The sequence below is a fragment of the Streptomyces sp. NPDC017246 genome (assembly GCF_044331325.1).
Classification (GTDB): Bacteria; Actinomycetota; Actinomycetes; order Streptomycetales; family Streptomycetaceae; genus Streptomyces.
This window is the reverse complement of sequence record NZ_JBIRMW010000008.1, coordinates 318,326-342,851: the sequence shown is the minus strand read 5'-3', so window position 1 is coordinate 342,851 and position 24,526 is coordinate 318,326. Positions and strand designations below refer to the sequence as shown.

Annotated in this window: 24 protein-coding genes; 13 read left to right on the top strand and 11 right to left on the bottom strand. The window is 71.6% G+C overall.

Translation table 11 applies throughout. The annotated features are described in order from the left end of the window. Nucleotides 1-34: 34 nt before the first annotated feature. Nucleotides 35-1,291, bottom strand: a complete 1,257-nt coding sequence (locus ACH4MY_RS21185) for an MFS transporter (RefSeq protein WP_398005209.1) — start codon at nucleotides 1,289-1,291, stop codon at nucleotides 35-37. Nucleotides 1,292-1,537: 246 nt separating this feature from the next. Between ACH4MY_RS21185 and ACH4MY_RS21180 the strand changes: the two genes are divergently transcribed. Then, nucleotides 1,538-1,729 (top strand): hypothetical protein, encoded by a 192-nt coding sequence (locus ACH4MY_RS21180; protein ID WP_398005207.1) that lies wholly within the window; start codon nucleotides 1,538-1,540, stop codon nucleotides 1,727-1,729. 103 nt (nucleotides 1,730-1,832) lie between these two features. Continuing rightward, entirely contained in the window at nucleotides 1,833-2,768 is a 936-nt protein-coding gene (locus tag ACH4MY_RS21175) for a DMT family transporter (protein WP_398005205.1), read from the top strand. Here ACH4MY_RS21175 and ACH4MY_RS21170 read toward each other — a convergent pair. Next, nucleotides 2,665-3,555, bottom strand: coding sequence for a LysR family transcriptional regulator (locus ACH4MY_RS21170; protein ID WP_398005203.1), 891 nt, complete (start codon nucleotides 3,553-3,555; stop codon nucleotides 2,665-2,667). The genes ACH4MY_RS21175 and ACH4MY_RS21170 overlap by 104 nt on opposite strands. Further along, nucleotides 3,555-3,896: a PLD nuclease N-terminal domain-containing protein gene (locus ACH4MY_RS21165; protein ID WP_398005201.1), complete on the bottom strand. Its 342-nt coding sequence runs from the start codon at nucleotides 3,894-3,896 to the stop codon at nucleotides 3,555-3,557. The genes ACH4MY_RS21170 and ACH4MY_RS21165 overlap by 1 nt, the downstream gene beginning before the upstream one ends. 90 nt (nucleotides 3,897-3,986) lie before the next feature. Here ACH4MY_RS21165 and ACH4MY_RS21160 point away from each other — a divergent pair, with 90 nt between their 5' ends. The 3 genes from ACH4MY_RS21160 to ACH4MY_RS21150 are packed head-to-tail and all read left to right on the top strand — an operon-like array spanning nucleotide 3,987 to nucleotide 7,067. After that, nucleotides 3,987-5,444, top strand: coding sequence for a menaquinone biosynthesis decarboxylase (locus ACH4MY_RS21160; protein ID WP_398005199.1), 1,458 nt, complete (start codon nucleotides 3,987-3,989; stop codon nucleotides 5,442-5,444). Then, nucleotides 5,441-6,343: a menaquinone biosynthesis prenyltransferase MqnP gene (gene mqnP / locus ACH4MY_RS21155; RefSeq protein WP_398005197.1), complete on the top strand. Its 903-nt coding sequence runs from the start codon at nucleotides 5,441-5,443 to the stop codon at nucleotides 6,341-6,343. The genes ACH4MY_RS21160 and mqnP overlap by 4 nt, the downstream gene beginning before the upstream one ends. Before the next feature lie 31 nt (nucleotides 6,344-6,374). Further along, nucleotides 6,375-7,067 (top strand): UbiX family flavin prenyltransferase, encoded by a 693-nt coding sequence (locus tag ACH4MY_RS21150; protein WP_398005195.1) that lies wholly within the window; start codon nucleotides 6,375-6,377, stop codon nucleotides 7,065-7,067. On the opposite strand, the gene ACH4MY_RS21145 is transcribed toward ACH4MY_RS21150, so the two are convergent. Continuing rightward, nucleotides 7,064-7,201: a hypothetical protein gene (locus ACH4MY_RS21145; RefSeq protein ID WP_167346897.1), complete on the bottom strand. Its 138-nt coding sequence runs from the start codon at nucleotides 7,199-7,201 to the stop codon at nucleotides 7,064-7,066. The two genes, ACH4MY_RS21150 and ACH4MY_RS21145, sit on opposite strands and share 4 nt — an antisense overlap. Nucleotides 7,202-7,314: 113 nt before the next feature. Between ACH4MY_RS21145 and ACH4MY_RS21140 the strand changes: the two genes are divergently transcribed. Both ACH4MY_RS21140 and mqnE read left to right on the top strand, forming a co-directional pair. Then, complete coding sequence (locus ACH4MY_RS21140) at nucleotides 7,315-7,770, top strand: Lrp/AsnC family transcriptional regulator (protein WP_030324379.1); 456 nt, start codon at nucleotides 7,315-7,317, stop codon at nucleotides 7,768-7,770. A gap of 82 nt (nucleotides 7,771-7,852) precedes the next feature. Next, nucleotides 7,853-9,031 carry an aminofutalosine synthase MqnE gene (gene mqnE, locus ACH4MY_RS21135; RefSeq protein ID WP_398005193.1) on the top strand — a complete coding sequence of 393 codons (1,179 nt, stop codon included), beginning with the start codon at nucleotides 7,853-7,855 and terminating at the stop codon, nucleotides 9,029-9,031. Nucleotides 9,032-9,077: 46 nt separating this feature from the next. Here mqnE and ACH4MY_RS21130 read toward each other — a convergent pair whose 3' ends face one another. Together ACH4MY_RS21130 and ACH4MY_RS21125 are read right to left on the bottom strand one after the other, a co-directional pair. Continuing rightward, entirely contained in the window at nucleotides 9,078-9,959 is an 882-nt protein-coding gene (locus tag ACH4MY_RS21130; protein WP_398005192.1) for a helix-turn-helix domain-containing protein, read from the bottom strand. Between the two features lie 100 nt (nucleotides 9,960-10,059). Next, entirely contained in the window at nucleotides 10,060-10,593 is a 534-nt protein-coding gene (locus ACH4MY_RS21125) for a GNAT family N-acetyltransferase (RefSeq protein WP_398005190.1), read from the bottom strand. A 145-nt stretch (nucleotides 10,594-10,738) separates the two neighbouring features. On the opposite strand from ACH4MY_RS21125, the gene ACH4MY_RS21120 reads away from it, so the two are divergent. After that, nucleotides 10,739-11,005 carry a DUF4229 domain-containing protein gene (locus ACH4MY_RS21120; protein ID WP_398005188.1) on the top strand — a complete coding sequence of 89 codons (267 nt, stop codon included), beginning with the start codon at nucleotides 10,739-10,741 and terminating at the stop codon, nucleotides 11,003-11,005. Nucleotides 11,006-11,361: 356 nt separating this feature from the next. Further along, nucleotides 11,362-12,702 (top strand): dicarboxylate/amino acid:cation symporter, encoded by a 1,341-nt coding sequence (locus tag ACH4MY_RS21115; protein WP_398005186.1) that lies wholly within the window; start codon nucleotides 11,362-11,364, stop codon nucleotides 12,700-12,702. 93 nt (nucleotides 12,703-12,795) lie between these two features. Here the strand turns inward: ACH4MY_RS21115 and ACH4MY_RS21110 are convergent, their stop codons facing one another. Beyond that, the gene (locus ACH4MY_RS21110) at nucleotides 12,796-16,101 is read right to left on the bottom strand and encodes a tetratricopeptide repeat protein (protein ID WP_398005184.1); all 3,306 of its coding nucleotides are present in this window, start codon (nucleotides 16,099-16,101) and stop codon (nucleotides 12,796-12,798) included. Further along, on the bottom strand, nucleotides 16,098-16,511 hold the full coding sequence (locus ACH4MY_RS21105) for a hypothetical protein (protein WP_398005183.1): 414 nt from the start codon (nucleotides 16,509-16,511) through the stop codon (nucleotides 16,098-16,100). Before ACH4MY_RS21105 ends, ACH4MY_RS21110 begins: the two co-directional genes overlap by 4 nt. Before the next feature lie 150 nt (nucleotides 16,512-16,661). On the opposite strand from ACH4MY_RS21105, the gene ACH4MY_RS21100 reads away from it, so the two are divergent. Continuing rightward, nucleotides 16,662-17,303 (top strand): TetR/AcrR family transcriptional regulator, encoded by a 642-nt coding sequence (locus tag ACH4MY_RS21100; RefSeq protein WP_398005181.1) that lies wholly within the window; start codon nucleotides 16,662-16,664, stop codon nucleotides 17,301-17,303. Nucleotides 17,304-17,423: 120 nt separating this feature from the next. Next, on the top strand, nucleotides 17,424-19,307 hold the full coding sequence (locus ACH4MY_RS21095) for an AMP-dependent synthetase/ligase (protein ID WP_398005179.1): 1,884 nt from the start codon (nucleotides 17,424-17,426) through the stop codon (nucleotides 19,305-19,307). Between the two features lie 3 nt (nucleotides 19,308-19,310). Here ACH4MY_RS21095 and ACH4MY_RS21090 read toward each other — a convergent pair whose 3' ends face one another. The 3 genes from ACH4MY_RS21090 to ACH4MY_RS21080 all read right to left on the bottom strand — a co-directional run bounded on the left by ACH4MY_RS21090 (nucleotide 19,311) and on the right by ACH4MY_RS21080 (nucleotide 22,587). Further along, nucleotides 19,311-19,964 carry a pyridoxal 5'-phosphate synthase gene (locus ACH4MY_RS21090; RefSeq protein ID WP_398005177.1) on the bottom strand — a complete coding sequence of 218 codons (654 nt, stop codon included), beginning with the start codon at nucleotides 19,962-19,964 and terminating at the stop codon, nucleotides 19,311-19,313. Then, nucleotides 19,961-21,292 carry an FAD-dependent monooxygenase gene (locus ACH4MY_RS21085; protein ID WP_398005175.1) on the bottom strand — a complete coding sequence of 444 codons (1,332 nt, stop codon included), beginning with the start codon at nucleotides 21,290-21,292 and terminating at the stop codon, nucleotides 19,961-19,963. The genes ACH4MY_RS21090 and ACH4MY_RS21085 overlap by 4 nt, the downstream gene beginning before the upstream one ends. Nucleotides 21,293-21,411: 119 nt before the next feature. Beyond that, complete coding sequence (locus tag ACH4MY_RS21080; protein ID WP_398005173.1) at nucleotides 21,412-22,587, bottom strand: thiolase C-terminal domain-containing protein; 1,176 nt, start codon at nucleotides 22,585-22,587, stop codon at nucleotides 21,412-21,414. 105 nt (nucleotides 22,588-22,692) lie between these two features. Between ACH4MY_RS21080 and ACH4MY_RS21075 the strand changes: the two genes are divergently transcribed. Then, a complete protein-coding gene (locus ACH4MY_RS21075; RefSeq protein WP_398005171.1) occupies nucleotides 22,693-23,931 on the top strand; it encodes an acyl-CoA dehydrogenase family protein in 1,239 nt (412 codons plus the stop codon). After that, nucleotides 23,932-24,417, top strand: coding sequence for a nitroreductase family deazaflavin-dependent oxidoreductase (locus tag ACH4MY_RS21070; protein WP_398005169.1), 486 nt, complete (start codon nucleotides 23,932-23,934; stop codon nucleotides 24,415-24,417). The last annotated feature ends 109 nt before the right edge of the window (nucleotides 24,418-24,526 follow it).

Below are 24,526 nucleotides of genomic sequence, written 5' to 3'. Positions count from 1 at the left end.
CCCGGACGAGCGGAGTCCCGGTTCGCTCAAGCCCTCAGCACCGCACGAGGCTCGGCCTCGTCGAGGTGAGCCCGTTGTGGCCGGGGCGGGTCCGTTCCGCCCAGCGGACCACCGGGCCCATCGCGTAGCCCGCGCCGAAGAAGAGGGCGCCGAGGAGGAGCCAGCCGGGGGGTCCCCAGGTCACCAGGAGGACGGTGACCAGGGTCGGGCCGAGGGTGCGGGCGACGGCCACGCCCGTGCCGAAGAAGCCCTGGTACTGGCCGATCCGGTGCGGCGGCGCCAGGTCGAAGCCGATGTGCCAGGAGCCGGCGGAGTGCCGCATCTCCCCGATCACCTGGAGTGCCGCGCCCGAGAGGAGGATCGTCACCGTGGCCCAGGCCGGGAGGCGGGCGGCCGACGCGGCGAAGACGGCGCAGGAGGCGAGGAGGATCAGGCCCGCGCGGCGCACCAGGCGCGCGGCGGACGGCAGGTCCGTGACCGCGCGCGCCGTGCGCACCTGGAAGAGCATCACGGCGCCGGTGTTGAGGACGAAGAGGACCGACGCCAGCCAGGTGAGGCCGGGGAACCGGGTGGCGATCCACAGCGGGAGCGCGAGGCTGAGGAGCGGCAGCCGGAGCAGGAGCACCGTGTTGATGAGCGTGAGGACGACATAGGGCCGGTCGCGCAGCACGGCGAACCGGGGCCCGGTGCCGTGCGTGGCGGTCCGGGCGGTGGGGGGCGCGGCGGGCAGTCGCAGCAGGATCAGCGCCGCGAGCAGGAAGCCGAGCGCGTCGACGGCGAAGGCGGCGAGGTAGGCGGGCCGGGTTCCGTTGCTCAGGGCGAGGCCGCCGAGCGCCGCTCCGACGGCCAGGCCCGCGTTGAGGGTCGACTGCAGGTGGGCGAGGACGCCGGTGCGCTCGGCCGGGGCGACGAGGTCCGCGAGCAGGGCCTGCCGGGCCGCCGCGAGCCCCGACTGGAGGGTCGCGTACAGGCAGGTGACCAGCACGAACGGCACGAACGAGTCGATGAGGAGGAACGTCGCGACGATCGCCCCGGTGGCCAGGCTGAGGAGGACCGCGAGGTTGCGCGGCCCCCGCCGGTCGGCGAGGTGGCCGAGGGGCACCCCGGCCAGGGAGCCGATCGCCCAGGCGAGCGTCAGCCCGAGCCCGAGTCGGGTCGCCGGCAGGCCGACGACATGGGTGAAGTACAGCGCCGAGCAGGTGTAGTACAGGCCGTCGCCGATGGAGTTGCTCAGCTGGGCGGCGGCGAGCGTCCGGGCGGCCCCCGGGGGCGGCATGAACCGTGTGAACACAGGAACTCCCTTGACCGGAGCCGCCCGTGAGCCACTCCCCGTTGCCGACAGGGCAACGCTAGGCGTCAGGTGTCCCAAGGATCTGGTCCATTGGCACCTCACTACCGTGGGCCACTTTTCCGCCGATCGGCTGACGGTCGGGGTCCCACCGGCCCGGCGCCGGGAGGTCGGACAGCCCGTGGCCTTGGCTTGCGGGGTGCTCCGCCCGTCGGTGGAGTGCTCTGCCGTTCTACCGAGAGGTCCTCCATGCGTTCCCTGCTGACCGTCCTCGCCACCGGTGCCCTCGTCCTCGGCGCCGCCGGTGCCGCGAGCGCCGACGTGTACGTCGAATACGAGCCGGAGACCTCGCACACCATCGTGTTCGGCGACTGGCTCCAGTTCGCCCACGACGACGTCTTCAACGCCGGTCACGACAACACCGTCGGCTCCGACAACTGAGTCCCGGTCCGGGACGGGTCATCGGCTCCGCCGATCGGGCCCATCGGGAGGACTGCCCACTGGCTCGTGGACCGGTCCGGGCCGCCCTCGTAGCGTCGTTCCCATGAGAAACGAATCGCGGGGAACCGTCGAACTCACCCTCGCCATGGTGCTCTCCGGCACCCTCGGTGTCTTCGTCGTCGAGTCCGGGGCCTCGCCCTTCGAGGTGGTGTTCTTCCGGTGCCTGTTCGGGGCCGTCGCGCTCGGGGCGTACAGCCTGGCGCGGGGGTTCTTCACCGGACACGGGTTCACCGGGCGGAAGCTGGGACTCGCGGCGCTCGGCGGGGTGTTCATCGTCTTCAACTGGGTGTTCCTCTTCGAGGCGTACGAGGCCACCTCGATCTCGCTGGCCACCGTCGTCTACCACACGCAGCCCTTCTTCCTGGTGCTGCTCGGGGCGGTCTTCCTGCGGGAGCGGATCTCCGCCGGGAAGCTCGGATGGCTCGCGCTCGCCTTCGCCGGACTCGTCCTCGTCTCCGGGGTGCGGCCGGGGGAGACGGCGTCCCTCAAGGGGCTCGGGTTCGCGCTCGCCGCCGCCGTGCTCTACGCCCTCGCGACCTTCGTCACCAAGCGGATCACCGGCGTACGGCCGCATCTGATCGCCCTCGTACAGGTCGTGACCGGTCTTCCGCTGCTGCTGCCCTTCGCCGACTTCGGGGCCGTGGGCGGGCTCGGCACCGGCTGGCTGTGGCTCGTCGGGCTCGGGATCATCCACACCGGGCTGATGTACGTGCTGATGTACGCCGCCTACGCCAAGCTGCCCACCGCCAAGATCGCGGTCCTGGCCTTCACCTACCCGGCGGTCGCGATGGGCGTCGACTGGGCGGTGTACGGGCACCACATCGGGCTCGTCCAGGCGCTCGGCGTCCCGCTGATCGTCCTCGCGAGCCTCAAGGTCACCCTGTCGGGCTCTGCTCCCGCACGAGTCGTCGCGCCTGCTCCACGAACAGCCGGACATGAGCGGGAAGCTGCTTCCCCCGCCGCCACGCGAGCTGTGTGAACAGGGTGAACGGCGCCTCCCAGTCCAGCGGGACGAGCGTTCCCGACGCCAGCTCCGCCGCGACGGCGACCCGGGGCAGCAGTGCGACCCCGAGGCCCGTGGCCACCCCCCGCTTGGTCGCCTCGATCGTGCCGAACTCCATGAACGGCGGCGCCCACTCCCGCAGCTCCGCCTCGAAGAGGTCGCGGTACGGGCAGCCCGGCTCGGTGCCCACCAGCCGAGCCCCGGCCAGGTCGGCGGCGGTCAGACCCGGACGGCCGACGAGGGGGTGGTCCGGGCCCGCCACCAGGACCAGCGGTTCGGGCGCGAGCACCTCCGACTCCAGGCCCTCGTGCTCCGTGTCCGGCTCCATCAGGAAGCCGACGTCGTACGTGCCCTGCCGCAGCGCCTGCCGGGTCTCGTCGCCGAGCGTGGGCCGCAGCGTAAGCCGCACCCCCGGGTAGCGGTGGTGGAAGTACTCCAGGAGCGGCGGCAGCCGGTAGGAGGTGAGGGACTCCATCGTGCCGACGGCGATCGTCCCCGCCGGCTCCCCGGTGCTCGCGACGGCGATCCGGGCCTCCTCGGCCAGCTCGCCCATCCGGCGGGCGTACGGCAGGAGCCGCTCCCCGGCCCCGGTGAGCCGGATGCGGCTGCCGAGGCGCTCGAAGAGCTCCACGCCGAGCGAGGACTCCAGGGACCGGATCTGGCCGGTGACGCTGGACTGCGCGTACCCGAGGTCGGCGGCGGCCCGGGTGAAGGAGAGGACCGTCGCCACCTTCTCGAAGGTGGCCAGGAGCCGTAGCTCCATCAGCTCTCGGTGTCCTCGCCGCGCTCGCGCTTCCTCGGGTCCTCGTCGGCCGTCGGGTCGGGGTCGTTCTCCCGCTTCTCGTCCCTCAGGGACTTCAGGAACTCGGGGTTGTCGTCGGGGGCGACCCAGCCGCCCGCTCCCGCTCCGCGGCCGGTCCTCGGCCGCCGTTCCTTGCCCGCCACGATCCAGCCGATCGCCCCGACCACCGAGAACAGCAGCACGACGATGGCCCAGACCGGCTTCGGAAGATGCTTGACGTCTTCCTCGGGGGTGTTCAGGCAGTCGATGAAGGCGTAGATCATCAGCGCCAGCGGCAGGATGAACAGCAGCGCCCTGAGCATGTGGGACAGCCCCCTGGAAGCGGTGGCGGAGGCGCGTTTCGGCGGCCCCGGTGACAGGTCAAGGGTAGCCGGTGACCGATACTGGCCCCTATGGCTTACGACGATCTCCGCTCGCTGCTCAGGGCCCTCGAGCGCGAAGGCGACCTCAAGCGCATCAAGGCCGAAGTCGACCCGTACCTGGAGATCGGGGAGATCGTCGACCGGGTGAACAAGGCAGGAGGCCCGGCGCTTCTCTTCGAGAACGTCAAGGGCTCCTCGATGCCCCTCGCGATGAACGTCTTCGGCACCGACCGCCGGCTGCTCAAGGCCCTCGGTCTGAAGTCGTACGGCGAGATCAGCGAGAAGATCGGCGGGCTGCTCAAGCCCGAGCTGCCGCACGGCTTCGTCGGTGTCCGCGAGGCCTTCGGCAAGCTGGGCTCGATGGTCCACGTGCCGCCGAAGAAGGTGAAGTCCGACGCCGCCCCCGTGCAGGAGGTCGTGCTCACCGGCGACGACGTCGACCTCGACGCGCTCCCGGCGCTCTTCACCTGGCCGAAGGACGGCGGCTCCTTCTTCAACCTGGGGCTCACCCACACCAAGCACCCGGAGACCGGGGTGCGCAACCTCGGGCTCTACCGCCTCCAGCGCCACGACAAGCGCACCATCGGCATGCACTGGCAGATCCACAAGGACAGCCGGAACCACTACGCCGTCGCGGCGGCGAAGGGCGAGCGGCTGCCGGTCGCGATCGCCTTCGGCTGCCCGCCGGCCGTGACGTACGCGTCGACGGCTCCGCTGCCGGGCGACATCGACGAGTACCTCTTCGCCGGCTTCGTGCAGGGCAAGCGGATCGAGATGGTCGACTGCAAGACCGTCCCGCTCCAGGTCCCGGCGCAGGCCGAGGTCGTCGTCGAGGGCTGGCTGGAGCCGGGCGAGATGCTGCCGGAGGGTCCCTTCGGCGACCACACGGGCTTCTACACGCCGCAGGAGCCGTTCCCCGCGCTGAAGATCGACTGCGTCACCATGCGGAAGCGTCCGCTGCTGCAGTCGATCGTCGTCGGCCGGCCGCCGACCGAGGACGGTCCGCTGGGCCGCGCGACGGAGCGTTTCTTCCTGCCGCTCCTCAAGATCATCGTGCCGGACATCGTCGACTACCACCTGCCGGAGTCGGGCGGCTTCCACAACTGCGCGATCGTCTCGATCGACAAGAAGTACCCGAAGCACGCGCAGAAGGTCATGCACGCCATCTGGGGCGCGCACATGATGTCGCTGACCAAGCTGATCATCGTGGTCGACAAGGACTGCGACGTCCACGACCTGCACGAGGTGTCCTGGCGGGCCCTCGGCAACACCGACTACGCCTGTGACCTCACGGTCGTCGAGGGCCCCGTCGACCATCTCGACCACGCCTCCTACCAGCAGTTCTGGGGCGGCAAGGCGGGCATCGACGCCACGAAGAAGCTGCCCGAGGAGGGCTACACCCGGGACGGCGGCTGGCCGGACATGGTCGAGTCGGACCCGGCGACGGCCGCCCTCGTGGACCGACGCTGGAAGGAGTACGGGCTGTGACCACGGCCGCCGTGCCCGGCGCGCAGCCGGGACGCACGAAGTCCTTCCTGCGCCTCGTGATGATCGAGCACTCGGTCTTCGCGCTGCCCTTCGCGTACACCGCCGCTCTCACCGCGATGTACCAGACGGACAAGAACATCCACTGGTGGACGCTCTTCCTCGTCACCGTCTGCATGGTGGGTCTGCGGACCTTCGCCATGGCCTGCAACCGGATCATCGACCGCGAGATCGACGCGCGTAACCCGCGCACCGCCCAGCGCGAGCTGGTGACCGGCGCGGTGTCCGTGCGCTCGGCGTGGACCGGGGCCGGGATCGCCGTCGTCGTCTTCCTCGGCGCCGCCGCCCTGCTCAACCCGCTCTGCCTGGCGCTCGCGCCGCTCGCCGTGGTGCCGATGGTGGTCTACCCGTACGGCAAGCGGTTCACGAACTTCCCGCACGCCATCCTCGGTCTCGCGCAGGCCATAGGGCCGATCGGCGCCTGGCTCGCGGTGACGGGGGAGTGGTCCTGGGACGCGGTGATCCTGGGCCTCGCGGTGGGCGTCTGGATCGGCGGCTTCGACCTGATCTTCGCCTGCCAGGACGTGCAGGCGGACCGGGCCCACGGCGTGATGTCGGTGCCGGCCCGCTTCGGGATCCCGGCCGCGCTGTGGGGCGCCCGCGCCTCGGCGGTCGTCACCACCGGGCTCCTCGTCTGGTACGCCCTGGCGACCGACGCCGGTCTCTTCCTCTGGACCGGTCTGGTGATCGTGGCGGCGGCGTTCTGCTACGAGCACTCGATCGTGAAGCCGCACGATCTGTCCCGGCTGAACCGGGCGTTCTTCACGACGAACGGCTTCATCGGGATCACCCTCTTCGTGTGCGCCCTGCTGGATCTGCTGGTCCGCGGGCTCACCCCGTAGCCCCGGCCGGATGACGGATAGGCTCGGCGGCATGAACGACGGCAAGCGCATCCCCTGGATCGTGGGGGTTTCCGGGGCGTCGGGTACGCCGTACGCCGCCGCCGTGCTGAGGGGGCTCCTTGCCGCGGGGGAGAGCGTCGACCTCGTCGTGTCGCGGGCCTCGCGGCTCACGCTGCTCGACGAGACGGGGCTCGCCTTCCGGGACGCTCACTGGCGCGAGGACCTGGCGGCCTGGCTGGCGCGGGGCGCCGACGGGAAGCCCGACACCTTCGACGTGGCGGCCCCCGAGCTGTCGGACGCCCTCGACGACGTGCGGTACTGGGCGGCCGGGGACCTGGCGGCGGGGCCGTCCTCGGGTTCGTACCCGGCGAAGGGGATGCTGGTGGTGCCCGCCTCGACCGCCGCGGTGGCGGGAGTGGCACTGGGACTCTCGAAGGACCTGCTGCAACGGGTCGCGAGCGTGACGCTGAAGGAGCGGCGGCCCCTGGTGGTCGCCGTGCGGGAGACCCCGCTGAACGGACAGACGCTCAAGCACATGGTGACGCTGGACGAGGCGGGCGCCGTGGTGCTGCCCGCCTCTCCGGCGTTCTACGCGGGGGCGACGCACATCCAGGATCTGGTGGACTTCGTCGCCGGGCGGGTGCTCGACGCGGCAGGGGTGCCGCATCGGCTGTACCGCCGGTGGGAGGGAGAGCTCGGTGGAGCGACCCCCCGGTCGGATTAGCGCTTCTTGGCGTGCTTCTTGTCGGCACGCTTCGAGGCGGCGGTCGGCTGGTGGGCACGCGAGCGGTTGGCCAGGTCCTGCAGCTCGCGCATACGGGCGTAGGCCATCTCGATCGTGTACACGGTGAACACCACTCCTGAAAGATCGTCTTTGATCTGCTGAAAGATTCACAGGGCGTCTTCCCTGTGTACCTTAGATTCTATACCTAAACTCGCGGTATCGCTGGACAATGGAAGGCTTCATACCTATGGACGCCGTGGACAGGCAGCTCATCCAGGCTCTGCGCGAGAACGGTCGTGCCTCGTACGCCGAGCTCGGCCGGCTCGTCGGGCTCTCCGGCCCCTCCGTCACCGACCGCATCAACCGTCTTGAGGCGGCCGGAGTCATCACCGGCTACCGCGCCACCGTCGACGCCGCCTCGCTCGGCCTCGGCGTCACCGCCCTCATCGGCATCTCCCTCTCCGACGCCGCCGACCACGAGGACGTGGCCCGCCGGCTCAAGGACCTCGCCGAGATCGAGGACTGCTGGTTCATCGCCGGCGACGACTCGTTCATGCTCAAAGTGCGCGTGAGCGACGTCGACGGACTGGAGAAGACGATCCGCCGGCTCAGCGGCACCAAGGGCGTCTCGCGCACCCGCACCACGATCGTGCTCTCCACGAAGTGGGAGAACCGGGTCGGAGAGCTGCCCGAGGAAGGCTGACGAATCGGCTGAGAGTACGGTGAACGACGCAGCAGAAGCAGTAGAAGAAGTCTGATCTCGGAGAAAAGGGAGACGCCCGGAGATGGCTGCATCCATCAAAGATGTAGGGCTCAAGCGCGAGCTGGAGCAGAAGGTCCGGGACGGTGAGCGGCTGAGCCGTGAGGACGGCATCGCCCTGTACGAGTCCGACGACCTCGCCTGGCTCGGCGGTCTGGCCCACGAGGTCCGGACCCGCAAGAACGGCGACGTGGTGCATTTCAATGTCAACCGGCATCTGAACATGACCAACGTCTGCACCGCCTCCTGCGCCTACTGCTCCTTCCAGCGCAAGCCGGGCGAGAAGGACGCGTACACCATGCGCATCGAGGAGGCCGTGCGCCTCGCGAAGGCGATGGAGAACGAGAACCTCACCGAGCTCCACATCGTCAACGGGCTGCACCCCAACCTGCCCTGGCGGTACTACCCGCGCTCCCTCTCCGAGCTCAAGAAGGCGCTGCCGAACGTCTCCCTCAAGGCCTTCACCGCCACCGAGATCCACCACTTCGAGACGATCTCCGGGATGTCCGCCTCCGACATCCTCGACGAGCTCATCGAAGCCGGCCTGGAATCGCTGACCGGCGGCGGCGCCGAGATCTTCGACTGGGAGGTCCGGCAGCACATCGTGGACCACCGCACCCACTGGGAGGACTGGTCCCGGATCCACCGGCTCGCCCACGCGAAGGGGCTCAAGACCCCCTCGACCATGCTGTACGGGCACATCGAGGAGCCCCGTCACCGCGTGGACCACGTGCTGCGGCTGCGTGAGCTCCAGGACGAGACCGGCGGCTTCCAGGTCTTCATCCCGCTGCGCTACCAGCACGACTTCGTGGACATGCAGGACGGCAAGGTCCGCAACAAGCTCCAGGCGCGCACCACGATGGCGACCGGCGCCGAGGCCCTGAAGACCTTCGCGGTCTCCCGGCTCCTCTTCGACAACGTGCCGCACGTCAAGGTCTTCTGGGTCATGCACGGCGTCCAGACCGCGCAGCTCGCGCTCCAGCACGGCGCCGACGACATGGACGGCTCGGTCGTCGAGTACAAGATCACGCACGACGCCGACAACTACGGCACGCCGAACAAGCTGGGCCGCGAGGACCTGCTGGACCTCATCCGCGACGCGGGCTTCCGGCCGGTCGAGCGGAACACCCGGTACGAGATCATCCGCGAGTACCCGGGTCCGGACACGGACCGGCGGGAGTCGCCGCAGGCGATGCGGTTCTGAGGACGGACGGAGGAAGGGCCGGTGGGATCACCCACCGGCCCTTCTCTCATCCCGCCGTGTGCTCCACCGGGATCCACAGCTCCGCCGCGGCCGTCGTCCAGTCCGCCGAGGGCCGGACCGACAGGATCTCCGGGCCGGGGCGGCTCTCGTACGGATTGGACGGGAACCACAGGGTGAAAACGTCCCGCCACAGGTACTGGAGCGCTTGCGGGTAGGGGCCCTCGTTCTCGAAGACCGCCCAGGTCCCGGCCGGGAGGTCGAGGGTCTCGAAGCCCTCCGGGGCGGCGTCCGGCGCGCCGGTCACGCCGTACCAGTGGTCGAGTTCGGCGCCCTCCTCCCGGCCGCAGGTGAGGTGGACGACGGCCGAGACGAGCCCGGCGGGCGCCCCGGTCGACAGGCCCGCGAGTCGGTCGAGCGTCTCCTGGCCCAGGCCCCGGATCTGGGCGGCGATCGCCGGGTTCTCCCCCTCGTACACGAGGGGGACCCGGGCCCTGCTGCCGACGATCCGGAAGGCGTCCTTGGCCACGGTGCGGTACTTCATGCTGCTGTTCCCTTCGACGACGAGTCGGAAGGACATCCGCGGCTGGGCGTTGAGCGCGGCCCCCCTGCGGCGGGCCTCGCCGGGGCCGACCCCGTGCACCGCGCGGAACGCGCGGGCGAAGGCCTCCCCGGAGCCGTAGCCGTGGCGCACCGCGATCTCCAGGAGCGTGCGGTCCCCGGCGATCACCTCGGCGCCCGCGACGGTGAGCCGCCGGCGCCGTACGTACTCCGACAGGGGCATGCCGGCGAGCGCCGAGAACACGCGCCGGAAGTGGTGCTCCGAGGTCGTCGCGATCCGGGCGAGCTCGGCCGGGTCGAGGTCGCCGCGGAACTCGGTGACGAGATGCTCCTCGATGTGGTCGAGTGCCTGGTTGAGCCGCTCCAGCACGTGGTCCGTCCTTCCCTTTCCTTGCCCTCACCGTAGGAAGGGACCAGGTGCCAGGACCCGACTTCCTGTGTCCGGTCCGGTCGGGTCCGGCGCGCTCCTGTCAGGCGAGCGGCAGCAGCATGATGATGTCGTCGCGGTCGTCGCCGGGGGCGACCCGGATCGCACCGGGGACGCGGCCGACCTCCTTGTAGCCGCACCTGGCGTAGAAGCCGTCGACGCCGGTGCCGCCGCGGCAGGTCAGCCGGATCGCCTCGATCGCCTCGAAGCCCTCGGCGGTACGGGCGGTGTGCTCGACCGCGGCCATGAGGTCGCGGCCGTACCCCCTGCCCTGGCACCCGGGGTCGACCATGACCGTGTAGAGCCACACCCAGTGCCTCATCAGGGGGTGGGTGTTGAAGGTGAAGAACGCGGTGGCGGCGATCCCGCCGTCCTCGTCGCGGCCGACGAGCAGGCGGGTGCCTCCCTCGGTCATCGCGACGAGGTGCTTGAGCAGCGCCGGGCGGATCTCGTCGGGAGTGACGGGGGGCACGAAGCCGACGGAGCCGCCGGCGTTGCTGACGTCGGCCCAGAGGGAGAGCACGCCGTCGCGCAGGGCGGGGTCGACTGCCGGATCCACCTCGAAAGTAAGGGTCATAAACGCATGTTATCCATTACTTGAAGAGGGCTCAAGAGGCCCGGGCCCGGGATGCCCGGACCCCCGTGCTTCACTGGAGGGGCTCCGGTCCCGTAGGGGATCTTGGGGACTATTCGGAAACGTCGGATCGGAAGAGTGGGCTGACATGCTCCGCTACACGCTGATGCGTCTCGGCATCTTCGCCGGATGCTTCCTCGCCCTGTGGGGCCTCGTCTACCTCGACGTGCTGCCGCGCGGCCTCGGGGACTCGAACCTGCTCTGGGTCCTCGTCCTCTCCATCGTCGTCTCCGCCCCGCTGAGCTTCGTCCTGCTCCGCAAGGTGCGTGACGAGGCGAGCGCCGAGGTCGTGGCGAGGGTCGACCGCGCCAAGGGCCGGCTGGCCGCGAACCAGTCCCAGGAGGACACGCTGTAGCCGTAAAGGCTGCGTAAGCTTCATCACAGATCATCCGCCCCGGGCGGGAGCTTCCAAGGCTCCCGGCTGGGGTGTTCTGCGTTTCAGAGGCGAGAGGGTGCCCCCGCACCCCAAAGAAGGGCTTTGAGGTTCTCAAAGTTCAAGTGTTAACGTGTTCGACATGACGACAGCAGTGCGCCCCTCTCATGCCGCGAGCACCCCGCTCGTGGCGCGCCTGCACGTCGATCTCTGCCGCTGTATGTCCGCGGTCTGTTGCCGCGAGCTCTGACCCGGCATCATGCAGCGGCCCGCGTGAAAACGCGTGTGTGCCGCACCCCCGTCCCGTATTGCCCGATACGCACCTGTGGAGTGTGTCTGTGTCCGCGTCCGCGACCACGCCCGAGCAGAAGTCCCCCGCTTCCTCGCGCATACCGAAGATCCCCTTCTGGGCCCAGATCATCGCCGGCCTCGTCCTCGGCGCCCTCCTCGGCTGGATCGCCCGCAGCCAGGACGTCGCCTGGCTCAAGGAGACCCTCGGCCAGGTCGGCGACATCTTCGTCCAGCTGCTCAAGCTGGCCGTCGCCCCCCTCGTCTTCTTCGCGATCCTGGTCTCGATCACCAACCTGCGGAAGGTGAACAACGCCGCCAGGCTCGCCACCCGCACCCTGCTCTGGTTCATGATCACCTCGCTGATCGCGGTGGCCATCGGCCTCGCCATCGGCCTGATCACCAACCCGGGCTCCGGTACCGGCCTCACCCCGCAGGACGGCAAGCTGCCGAAGCGCGAGGGCTCCTGGATCGACTTCCTGACCGGCATCATCCCGACGGACGTCATCACGCCCTTCACCGAGCTGAACGTCCTCCAGATCGTCTTCATGGCCGCCGTCGCCGGCATCGCCGCCCTCCAGCTCGGCGACAAGGCCAAGCCGATCCTCACCCTCTCCGAGTCGATCCTGGAGCTCCTCCAGAAGGCCCTCTGGTGGGTCATCCGTCTCGCCCCGATCGGCACCATCGGCCTCATCGGCTTCGCCATCGCCGACTACGGCTGGGACCTGATCGGCAAGTACGCCACCTTCACCGCGGACGTCTACATCGGCTGCGCCCTGGTCATGTTCGGCGTCTACCCGCTGCTGCTCGCGACGGCCGCCAAGGTCAACCCGGTCCAGTTCTACAAGGGCGCCTGGCCGGCCATCCAGCTGGCCTTCGTCTCCCGCTCCTCCGTCGGCACCATGCCGGTCACCCAGAAGGTCACCGAGCGCCTCGGCGTCCCGAAGGAGTACGCCTCCTTCTCCGTCCCGTTCGGCGCCACCACCAAGATGGACGGCTGCGCCGCGATCTACCCGGCGCTCGCCGCGATCTTCATCGCGCAGATCTTCGACGTGCAGCTCGGCATCGGCGACTACCTGCTCATCGCCTTCGTCTCGGTCATCGGCTCGGCGGCCACCGCCGGCCTCACCGGCGCGACGGTCATGCTGACCCTGACCCTCTCCACCCTGGGCCTGCCCCTGGAGGGCGTCGGCCTCCTCATGGCGATCGACCCGATCCTCGACATGATGCGCACGGCCACGAACGTGGCGGGCCAGGCGCTGGTCCCGGTGATCGTCGCCGCCCGCGAGAAGATCCTCGACCACACGGCCTACGAGAACGCCTCGTCGTCCCCGGTCGACGACCTGGTCGCCGGCCGCGAGGCCCAGGAGAAGGTCGCGGTCGCGGCCTGACCCCTCGCCCTTCCCGTACGGCCGCGTGCCCCGGACCCCTTGGGTCCGGGGCACCCGTGCGTCCGGGCCTCGTGGGTCCGGGGTGCGGACGCGTCAGGAGTCGAGTTCGGCGAGACGGGCGAGGCAGGCCCGCGCGCTCTCCTCCTCGCCGGCCTTGGTGTAGAGCTCGGCCGCTGTGCGGTAGAGCTCCGCGGGAGAGGCCTGGCGGGAGCCCCGGTCGACGGCCCCCTCGCGGCGGTCGAGGGCCTCGGTCGTGTTCGGAAGGGAGGTCTGGGAGGTGATGTCGGCCATCAGGGACAGCGCGTGGGCCAGGCCGGACGTGTGCGCGGCGGCCTGGTAGTGGGTGAGCGCCTCGTGGCAGTAGGTCGTCGCCGACGCGTAACGCCTCTGGTGGAAGGCGAGTGAGGCCAGGTCGAGGAGCACCCCTGCCGTGCTGTGCGGGTCGTCCAGCTCCCGCCAGCGGGCGAGGGACTCCTCGAAAGCCGCGCTCGCCGCGGACAACTCCTGCTTCTTGAAGCGGAGTTCGGCGATGGACCACAGGTCGTTCGCCTGCCCCCGGAGATCCCCGATCTCGCCGTGGATCCGGTACGCCTCCTCGTGGAGCCGCAGGGCCGTGGCCAGGTCCTCCTGCGCCCGGGCGCCGAACGCCAGACAGCGGAGGGTGCTCGCCCGGCCGCGCCGGTCGTCCAGCGCCTCGTAGAGGTCCTGCGCGGACCTGGCGGCGGAGGTCAGCCGTGGAAGGTCGTCCTGGTCGAAGTACAGCCACGCGAGGTTCTCCAGCGCCTGCGCCTGGCCGTACTGGTCGCCGAAGGAGACCGAGAGGGTCCGGGCCTCCTCGAAGAGCTCGGCTGCCCGGTCGTACGCCCCCCGGATCCTGAGCAGGTTTCCGATGCCGAGGGTCGCGTACGCCTGGCCGCGGCGGTTTCCGCCGGTCCGGTACAGGGCGAGGGCCCGGCGGAAGCAGTCCTCGGCCTCCTCGAGCCGCTGCCGCGGCTGCGAGACGTAGACATTGCCCAGGGCCCTGAGCGCGTTGGCCCGGCCGTAGGTGTCCCCGAGGACGTCGAACAGCGCGTGGGCGCTCTCGAATCCCTCGACCGCCGCGTCGAAGCGGTCCTGCACGTGGGCGATCCAGGCGAGTTCGAGGGTGACGGTCGCCCGGCCTTCGAGGTCGTCGTGCTTCTCGTACAGGTCGAGGGCCCTGCGATAGTGCCCCTCGCTCAGGTCGAGATGATCCCGGACGCGATGCACCTGGCCCAGACCGGCGAGCGCGTGGGCGTCGGCCGGCGATCCTGCCTCCGCGACGGAGCGCAGGACCTCGAAGAGCTCCCGCGCCTCGCCGAGCCGGTCGCCGCGGACGAAGTACGTGGCCAGCCGGCGCAGGAAGCGGGGCGCGTCGGCCCAGCCGCCCGCCGCGGCCGCGCGGGCGGCGGAGTTCATCTCCTGGGTGTGGGCCCGCAGCCAGCGGCGGGCCCGGTGGACCGGTGCGTCGCTGTCGGGGCTCCCCTGCCAGGCCGCCTCGTGCCGCTCCAGACCGTCCAGGAGATGCCTGTACAGCAGACTCCGGCTCGCCTGCGCCTCGTCCGGGGAGTCCTGGGCCGCGCGTTCCCTCGCGTACCCCAGGCTCAGGTCGTGGAAGCCGTAGCGGCCGTCGTGGTGGGTGAGGAGCTGCTCCACCTCGGTGAGGCGCAGCTCCGCCACGTGCTCCGGCAGGCCGCTCATCGCCGCGAGCGAGTCCGCCCCGAAGTCGGGGCCGGGGTGCGCGGCGGCATGGCGGACCAGCGTGCGCAACTCGCCGTCCAGGGCGTCGTAGGCGCTGGTGAACGCCGCCCGCTCGGCGGCGTCGATGTCGGGGAAGGCCCGGTAGGGGGAGGAGCCGGCGAGGGAGGCGAGCACCGCCTCGGGTGAGGCGCCGCGGCGCAGCCGGTTGCTCAGGGCGCGGACGGCGAGCGGGCTGCCCTGCACGCGGTCGGCGATCTCGTGGAGGCCGTCGGTGGACTCGGGGACGCCCATCCGGTGCCAGGCGTCGACGCACTCGTCCGCGGTCAGGGGGCTCAGCTCTCTGCTCCAGTCCCAGCTCAGGCCCGGCAGTGCCGAACGGCTGGAGACCAGGACCACGCTCTTGGAGCCCGCCCAGGGCAGGAGCGGGGCGAGCTGCGCGGCGTCGCGGGCGTTGTCGAGGATGAGGAGGACCGCGCGCTGTTTCAGGTGTTCGCGCCAGGCCGTGACCCGGCGGCCGGGGTCGACGGGGATGCGCTGGGACGGGGTGCCGAGGTGGAGGAGCTGTTCGGTGATCACGGCGTCCGGGTCCTGGGGCGTCTCGCCCGGGGTCCAGCCGCGCAGGTCGATCTCCAGGCAGCCGTCGGGGAACCGGTCGACGACACGGGCGGCGACGGCCCGGAGCAGTTCGGACTTGCCCAGGCCGCCGCGGCCGTGGATCAGGCAGAGGGAGGGGGCGAGGCCCGCCATCGCCTCCAGCTCGGCGAGTTCCGCCGCACGGCCGGCGAAGTGCGGGGTGGGAGCGAACTGGGTGCGCGGTACGAGGGCGGGGCGGGGCCGGTGCGCGGACACGTCGCCCGGCCGGTCGGGGGAGACCGCGGGGCCGGAGGGGAGCGCCGGGGCGGGCGCGACGAAGGAGCGGTTGGCCGCGAGCTCGATGCGGTGGCCGCTGTCCCGCGTGCTCATCCGCGGCTTCGGCACCGCGTGGCCCTCCACGGTGCGGTCCGCGAGGCGGGCGCACAGGGCGTCGTAGAGATCGGCCATCGTCAGGGCGGGCTGCTGGTCGCCGCGCCGGCCGCCGGGCAGGTGGGCGGGGAGACCGCTCCCGAGTACGGCCGCGAGCTCCAGGGTGAAGACGCTGCCCTCGGGCACGCAGAGCGAGCGTTCGGTCTCGGCGGCCGAGGTGAGGACGCAGGCGCCCTCGATCTCGAAGTCGGCTGCGGAGGCGGACGGTCCGGTGCCACCGCCCATGTGGAGCAGGGCGCGCCCGCTGAAGCAGGAGTCGACGATCACGATCTTGCGCCGGGCCCGGGAGCGCGCGACGACCGCCCGGACCTCGTCGTACGGCACCGAGTGGAACGGCCGCGCCGGCCGGGACGCGCGGGTGCTGAGCAGCAGTCGCCTGCCGTCCCGCCCGAAGTGCCCGTGTCCTGCGTAGTAGACGAGGAGCAGGTCGCGGGCCTGGTCGGCGGCGTCCTGCACGGCGTCGAGGAAGTCGACGGCGGTGCTGTCGGGCGGGACGGTGACGCAGTGCGCCGGATCGAGGCCGCCCACGTCCTCCGCGACGAGCAGGTCGTTCAGGGCGGGGGCGTTGTGCCGTACGCCCTGGAGGTCGGGCTGGTGCAGATAGGCGTGGACGCCGAAGAGGACCGCACGGGAGGTGAGGTCCGGGGGCGGGGTCATGCGGCGGGGCCGTCCTGCTCCTGCTGGTCACCGCCGTTCAGGCGGTGCAAGAGGGCGGCGAGTTCGTCGGGGGCGAGGTGGCCGATGTCGACGGTGGTCGCTCCGTGGGTGAGCGTGCGGGCGCCGTCGCCCGCCGTCGGACCGCCGGTCTCGGGGGCGGTGTCCGTCGCGGGGTCTGTGCCGCTCCCGCCGTTCCGGGTGGAGCGCCAGGTCGCGTACGCGAGGGCGAAGGCGGCGGTGTCGGTGAGCTGTCCGAGGACGATGTCGATCGCTTCGAGGACGCTCATCGTGGGGCCGTCGCCGGTGACCGGCTCGACGGGCAGGTCCGATGTGCCGGGGGTGTCGGCCAGCCACGACTGGAGTTCCGTGAGGGCGGATTCGTCGCCGTCGCTCATGATCCGTATGCGCATGATGTCGCGGTCCCCCACGTTCCGTGTCCCCGTCGCTGCGATCGAGGCCGAGTCTAGGAGCTTTGTAGGGTTGTGGGGGACTACTCGGGGAGCTCTCGGGGGAAGCCTCGGGGATGCTCCCGTGCGGGTGCGGGAGGAAGGTTGGCCGGGGTGGGGGCTGTGAGGGCGCGGCGGTTGCCGCGGGCCGTGCGGGAGCGGCAGATGTTGGACGCGGCCGTGCGGAGCTTCGCGCGGCACGGGTATCAGGCGGCTTCCATGGATGAGATCGCCGAGCTCGCGGGGGTCTCCAAACCGCTGGTGTACCTGTATCTGAACTCCAAGGAGGAGCTCTTCACCGCCGTGATCCGGCGGGAGGCGCAGGCGCTGCTGGCGGTGGTGGCCGAGGCGGTCGTCGACGGGAGCGCGCCGCCCGACGAGCGGCTGTGGGCGGGGCTTTCGGCCTTCTTCTCGTACGCCGCCGGGCATCCGGACTCCTGGACGGTCCTCAGCCGGCAGGCGCGGACGCACGGGGAGCCGTTCGCCGGGGAGGCGGCCCGGATGCGGGACGAGATCACGGCGTTCGTGGCCGGGCTGATCGGTGAGGCGGCGCGGGGGGCGCGGGGCGGTGCCGCCATCACGGAGCGGGACGTGGCCGCGCTCGCTCAGGCGCTCGTCGGGTCCGCCGAGTCGCTGGCGAGCTGGGCCAACGAGACTCCGGGGGTGACGGCGAAGGAGGCGGCCGCGACGCTGATGAACTTCGCCTGGTCGGGGCTCGGGAACCTCATGAAAAGCGAGCGCTGGTCTCCCCGTTGACACTTACCGCGCAGTAAGGTTACCGACTGGTCATGCTGGTCGCGGGGCCAACGTACCGACGCACGAAAGCAGTTCACCGACGCACGACCTCAGTTCATCGCGAAGACCGAGGAGCCGCACGTGTCCGTCGTCACCGCACCGTCCGGGAGTGAACCGGTAGAGCCGTCCAAGACGCTGGTGGACGGGGTGGTGCGGGAGGTCTCCGTCCCCGCCCTCGTACCCGTGGTCCGCCGCGGCTCCCTCGCCGACCTGCCGTACGACAACGCCCGGCAGGATCCCGGGGCCGTCCTCTTCTCCCGCAAGGGACCGCGGGGGGAGTGGTACGACGTCACGGCCTCCGCCTTCGCCGCCGAGGTCCACTCCGTCGCCAAGGGGCTCATCGCCCAGGGGCTGCGGCCCGGCGACCGGCTCGCCCTGATGGCCCGGACCACCTACGAGTGGACCCTGCTCGACTTCGCCGCCTGGGCCGCCGGGCTCGTCACCGTCCCCGTCTACCCCACGTCCTCCGCGTTCCAGACCCGCTGGATCCTCCAGGACTCCGGCGCCGCGGCCTGTGTCGTCGAGGACCCCGCCCAGGCCCGGCTGGTCTCCGCCGAGCGGCGGCAGCTGCCCGGCCTCGCCCACCTCTGGGTCCTCGACACCGGGGCCGTCGACCAGCTCCGCAAGGCCGGCGCCCGGGTCGCCGACGAGGCCGTCACCGCCCGCCGGGGACTGCTCACCCCGGAGACCCTCGCCACCCTCATCTACACCTCCGGCACCACCGGCCGGCCCAAGGGCTGCGCCCTCACCCACGCCAACTTCTTCGCCGAGGTCGACAACGCCGTCCGGCTCCTCCACCCCGTCTTCGTCTCCGAGAGCAAGGAACCCGCCGCCACCCTGCTCTTCCTGCCGCTCTCCCATGTCTTCGGGCGGATGGTCGCCATCGGCTGCGTGCGGGCCCGGGTCCGCGTCGGACACGCCCCCTCGGTGGAGGGCCAGGAACTGCTCACCGATCTCGCGGCGTTCCGGCCCACCTTCCTGCTCGCCATCCCGTACGTCCTGGAGAAGGTCTTCAACAGCGCCCGGGCCACCGCCGAACGCGGCGGCAGGGCCGCGTCCTTCGACCGGGCCGCCCGCGTCGCCCGCCGGTACGGGCAGGAGGCCACGCCCTCGCTCGCGCTGCGGGCCGCGCGGGCGCTGTACGACCCGCTCGTCTACCGGCGCATCCGGGCCGCGCTCGGCGGCCGGGTGAAGTACGTGATCTCCGGCGGCTCCCCGCTCGGCGCGCGGCTCGCGGAGTTCTTCACGGGCGCCGGCGTCGAGGTCTTCGAGGGGTACGGCCTGACGGAGACCACGGCCGCCTCGACGGTCACCCCGCCCCGGCGGCCGCGCACCGGCACCGTGGGCTGGCCGCTGCCCGGCACCGGCGTCCGGATCGCCGACGACGGCGAGGTCTGGCTCAGGGGCGGGCATGTCTTCGCCGGGTACTGGGACGCCCAGCGCGGGGCGGCCGTGCCGTACACCGACGACGGCTGGTTCCCCACCGGCGACCTCGGCTCCCTGGACACCGAGGGCTATCTGCGCATCACGGGCCGCAAGAAGGACATCGTCATCACCTCGGCGGGGAAGAACGTCGCGCCGGCCCCCCTGGAGGACTGGCTGCGCGCCCACCCGCTGGTCGCCCAGTGCGTGGTACTCGGCGACAACCGCCCGTACGTCACGGCCCTGATCACCCTGGACCACGAGGGTCTGACGCACTGGCGGCGGATGCGGCACAAGGACCACCTGGCGCTCTGGGAGCTGTCCCGGGACGAGGAGCTGCTCGGCGCGCTCCAGCGTGCGGTGGACGAGGCCAACCGGCTGGTCTCGCGGGCGGAGTCGATCCGCGCCTTCCGGGTGCTGACCGCCGAGTTCTCGGAGAGCTCCGGACATCTGACCCCGTCCCTGAAGCTCAAACGCCGGGCGGTGCTGCGGGACTTCGCCCGGGAGGTCGACGAGATGTACGCCTCCGGGGCGGCCGAGTAGCCGTCAGGGCCAGAGGAGTTCGCGCGTCCAGCCCTCGTCGGTGCGGCGGTAGCGGAGGCGGAGGTGGCGGCGCCGGGCGTCGCCCTGGAAGAACTCGACCTCGGTGGGTTCGACGACGTACAGGGTCCAGGTGGGGGAGGGCGCGTCCGGTTCCTCCTGGGCCCGGCTCCAGGCCGCCGCGCTCGCCTCCGCGAGGGTCTCGGGGGAGTCCAGGACCTCGCTCTGCCGGCCCACCAGGGCCGAGGCCAGGGCGCCCGTGGAGCGGGCGTGGAGGTCCTCGTACGCCTCCTGCGGCGTGCCGACGGTGACGTGGCCGCGGATCCGGACCTGGCGGCCCTGCACCGGCCAGTAGAAGCCGAGGGCGGCCTCGGGGCGGGCGGCGAGCTGGCGGCCCTTGGCGCTGGTGGCGTGCGAGGCGAAGTGCCAGCCGCGGGCGTCGGCGTCGTGCAGCATCACCGTGCGGACGTCGGGCCTGCCCTCCTCGTCCGCGGTGGCCAGGGAGAGGGTGTGCGGCTCGGTCTGGCCGGCGGCGACGGCCGCCGTGAACCAGTCGTGGAAGAGGGGGAGCGGCTCGGGCGGGGTGCTCGCCGGGTCGAAGGCGGGCAGTTCGGTGTCCCAGACCTTCAGGGAGCGCAGGGCGTGGTGGAAGTCGGTCATGGGGCCACGGTAGGGCGCGGGGCGGGGGCGGTGGAGGCGCCGCTCGCGGTCCGGGCGGTCCGGCGCGGGGTCCGCGGGTCCGGGGCGGCGTAGTCCACGAGCGGGACCGCGTTCGCCGCAGCCTGGATCTCGTCGCGGATCTTCTTGGCGATGAGGTTCTTCCAGGGGGTCTTCGGCAGGGTCCGGACCATGAGCATGCGCAGCTTGATCTTCCACTTGGAGCCCACCGTCATCTCCTTGACGAAGCCCTCCGCCATCCGCTGGTTCCGCTCCACGCCGGGCCGCATGTGCGCCTCGTAGCGGTCGAAGGCGACGGTGTGGTCGCCGCCGGCCCGGGCCAGTTCGCCCGCCAGGACGTAGGCGCCGGTGAGGGCGAGGCCGGTGCCCTGGCCGGAGGCGGGGGAGGAGCAGTGGGCGGCATCGCCGAGCAGGACGACGCGCCCCTTGGACCAGCGGTCCATCTCGACGAGGGAGATCGAGTCGAAGTAGAAGTCGTCGGCGTCGGCCGCGTGTCCGAGGAGGCGCGGGATCTCCCAGCGGCCGTCGGTGAATGTCTCGGTGAGCAGGCGCTTCTGGGTGGTGACGTCCCGGTGGTGGTGGGGGAGTTCCTCGGGCGAGGAGAAGATGAAGAGGTTCTTGGCGTCGGTCTCGCCGGCCGAGCTGTAGACGCAGACCAGCTTCCCGGGGAGGGCGTGGTAGGTCTCCCAGCGGTCGAGGCCGAGGTGGTTGGGGGCGGTGAAGATGGAGATGTACGCGCCGAGGTGGCGCTTGAAGCGGCTCTCCTCGCCGAAGACCAGGCGCCGGGTGTTCGAGTGCAGTCCGTCGGCGCCGACGACGAGGTCGAAGCGGCGGACGGTGCCGCTCTCGAAGGTCACCGTGACTCCGTCGGGGTCTTCGGCGAGGGCGGCGATCGAGTCGTCGAAGAGGTACTCGACGTCGTCGCGGGTCCGCTCGTAGAGGATGCGGGCGAGGTCGCCGCGCATGATCTCGTCGTCCTCCTCGACGCGTCCGCCGAAGATGTCGGCGGGCAGTTCGCCGATGGTGCGGCCGCGGTCGTCGACGTAGGAGCCGCCGCGCATGTCCGTGGACCGGGTGCGGATCTCGTCGAGGACGCCCATCCGGCGGCAGACCTCGATGGCGGTGCCGCGGATGTCCACCTTGTAGCCGCCGGTGCGCAGTTCGGGGGCGCGTTCGACGACGGTGGGGGCGAAGCCGTAGCGGTGGAGCCAGAGGGCGAGGGCGGGGCCGGCGACGGAGGCGCCGGAGATGAGGACGGTCCGGGCGGCGGTGGCCGGGGTGTTCTTCGCGGTGTCGACGGTGCGGCTCATGGCAGGACTCCTTGTCGGGTGGTGTGGGCCTCTCCCTGCCCACAGCCATGACTATACGGATGTCCTACACGCTTGTCTATGACGCTTGTATAGATCTCTCGGGGGGTGCCCGTGGCGGCTCAGCCGCGCCCCAGCACCACCGTCCCCGAGGAGCAGAACCAGCCCCCCGTCCCCGACGCCACCGCCAGCTCCGGCAGGCTCCCGTCCGGCCGCCGCACCTGGAGCCCGGGCGCCTCCCCGCGCAACTGCCGTACCGCCTCGACGAGCAGGAAGAGCCCCCGCATCCCCGGGTGGCAGGCCGAGAGCCCGCCGCCGTCCGTGTTCACCGGCAGCCGGTCCTTCTCCTGGACGAACGGCCCGCCCTCGCCCTTCGCGCAGAAGCCCAGGTCCTCCAGGGTCACCAGGGTCATATAGGTGAAGGCGTCGTAGACCTCGGCGAGATCGATGTCCGCCGGGGTCACCCCCGCCCGCTCGAAGGCGAGCCGGCCGCTGACCGCGGCGGGGGAGACCGTGAAGTCCTCCCACTCCGACATCGTGGTGTGGGAGACGTGCTCGCCCGTGCCCAGCACCCAGACCGGGGCGGTACGGCAGTCCTGGACGTACTCCTCGGCGACGAGCAGCACCGCGCAGCCGCCGTCGCTGCGCAGGCAGCAGTGCAGTTTGGTGAAGGGGTCCGCGATCATCGGCCCGTCCAGGACCTCGTCGACGGTGATCGGCTCGCGGAACATCGCCTCGGGGTTGAGCGCCGCGTTCGCCCGCGTCCGGACGGCCACTTCGGCGAGCTGCTCCAGGGTCGTCCCGTACTCGTGCATATGGCGGCGGGCCGCCATGGCGTACTTGGCGATCAGGGTGTGCCCGTACGGGACCTCGAACTGGAGCGGGCCGCGCGACCCGAAGGAGAGGTTCGCGGTGCGGCGCCGGGCGCGGATGTCGGCGCGCGCGGTGGAGCCGTAGACGAGGAGGACGGCGTTCGCGTGGCCCGCGGCGATCGCGTCGGCGGCGTGCGCCGCCATGACCTCCCAGGTGGCACCGCCCACGGCGGTCGAGTCCACCCAACGGGGCCGGAGTCCCAGATACTCGGCGACCTCGACCGGGGCGAGGGTGCCCAGGCCCGCCGAGGCGAGCCCGTCGATCAGCGAGCGGTCGAGGCCGCTGTCCGCGAGGGCCCGCCGGGCGGCCTGGGCGTGCAGGGCGTACGGAGTGGCCTCGTCGACCCGGCCGCAGTCGGCGAGGGCGACGCCGGCGACGGCGACGCGGCGGGGGCTGCGTGCGGTGCTGGGCGCGATGGTCGGCATGAATCTGACGGTACATCAGATTCACTCGATCGGGACCGGCGCGACTCTGGCAACCGGCCCGGCGCGGGCCTAGCATGACGCACCGTCAGAAACGGAGGGAGCCCCATGGACACCGCCGACAGCGCAGCGCCCGCCGCCGCCGGAACCGCCTCGCTCACCGCCCCGCTCACCGAGGAGCAGCAGGAGATCCGCCGCACCCTGCGCGACCTGCTCGCCGAACGGGCCGGACCGCAGGAGAACCGGGCCGCCACCGCCACCCCCCAGGGGTACGACGTCGAGCTCTGGGGCCGGATGTCCGGCACCCTCGGCCTCGCCGGGCTCGCCCTCCCCGAGGAGTACGGAGGCGTCGGCTGCGGACCCGCCGAACTCGCCCTCGCCTGCGAGGAGACCGGCCGCACCCTCGCCCCCTCCCCGCTCCTCGCCACCAGCGTCCTCACCGCCCCGCTCCTCGCCGCCCTCGGCACCCCCGCGCAGCGCGCCGCACTCCTGCCGCTCCTCGCCGACGGAGGCCTCACCTGCGCCCTCGCCGTCCCCGGCGGCTCCCTCGCGCTCGCCCTCGGCCTCACCGGCGACAACACCGCCGAGGACTGGTCCGGCGGCGGCCGCGCGGGCGGAGTGCAGGCACGCGCCGTCGACGGAGGCTGGCGGCTGTACGGAGAGGCCGCCCAGGTCGTCGACGGGCACAGCGCGGGACTGCTGCTCGTCGCCGCCCACGCGGGCGGCTTCGCCCGCAGCCGCACCCTGCTCTTCCTCGTACGCGCAGGGTCCCCGGAGACCGCCGGACTGGTCCGCACCCGACAGACCACCCTGGACCCCACCCGGACCCAGGCCACCGTCCAGTTCAGGGACACCGAGGCCGAACTCCTCGGCGAGGAACCGGCCGACGTCCTCGGCGCACTCGCCGCCACCGGCCGCACCGCCGCCGTCATGCTGGCCGCCGAGGCCGTCGGCGCCGCCCGCGAGGCCCTCGACCGGACCGTCACCCACGTCGGCTCCCGCGAGCAGTTCGGCCGGCCCATCGGCTCCTTCCAGGCCGTCAAGCACCGCCTCGCCGACCTCTTCGTCCAGGTCGAGGCGGCCCGCTCCCTCACCTACTGCGCGGCCCGGGAGCCCGGCCCCGGCCCGGAGAGCGGCCCGCTCGCCCTCGCCCACGCCCTGGAGGCGCTCCGCGCCACGGCCGGGGAGTCCATCCAGCTCCACGGCGGCATCGGATTCACCTGGGAACACGAGGCGCACCTCTACTTCAAGCGGGCCGCCTCCGACGAACTGCTCTTCGGGCCCGTGCGGCGGCTGCGCGCACGGGCGGCGGAACGGACCGGACTCTTCGGAGAGGTGGCGGCGTAGATGCCCGTCGGACGCAGACTCATGCAGAAGATGTCCTCGACCAGGACCTTCGCCCGGATCGGCCCCCATGTCGTGCCCGCGATGGACAAGGCCGTGCACCGGCTGACCAAGGGGAAGGTGCTGCTCAGCGCGCAGATGCTGCCCGGGGTCGTCCTCACCGCCCGGGGTGCGAAGAGCGGGCTGCCCCGGGTGACCCCGCTGGCCTGCATGCCGGAGCCGGACGGCGGCTGGCTGCTCATCGGCTCCAACTTCGGCCGCCCCGGGCACCCGGCGTGGACGGCGAACCTGCTCGCCCATCCGGACGCCGAGGTGAACTGGAAGGGCGCGGACGTGCCCGTACGGGCCGAGTTGCTCGCGGGGGAGCGGCGGGCCGAGGCCTGGCGGGCGGCCCTGGAGTTCTGGCCGCCGTACGCCACGTACCAGGCGCGCGTGGAGCGCGAGATCAGGCTTTTCCGGCTGACCAGGCGTCAGGCCTCCGTCGAATAGCGTTCGCTGTCAGTTCATTGCAACGAACGGGTGGAGGTTGTTGCGTTAGGTGCCAGACTCACTGCAACGATTTCCCTACTCTGTCCTGCGGTTATGGCTCTCGCGTGCA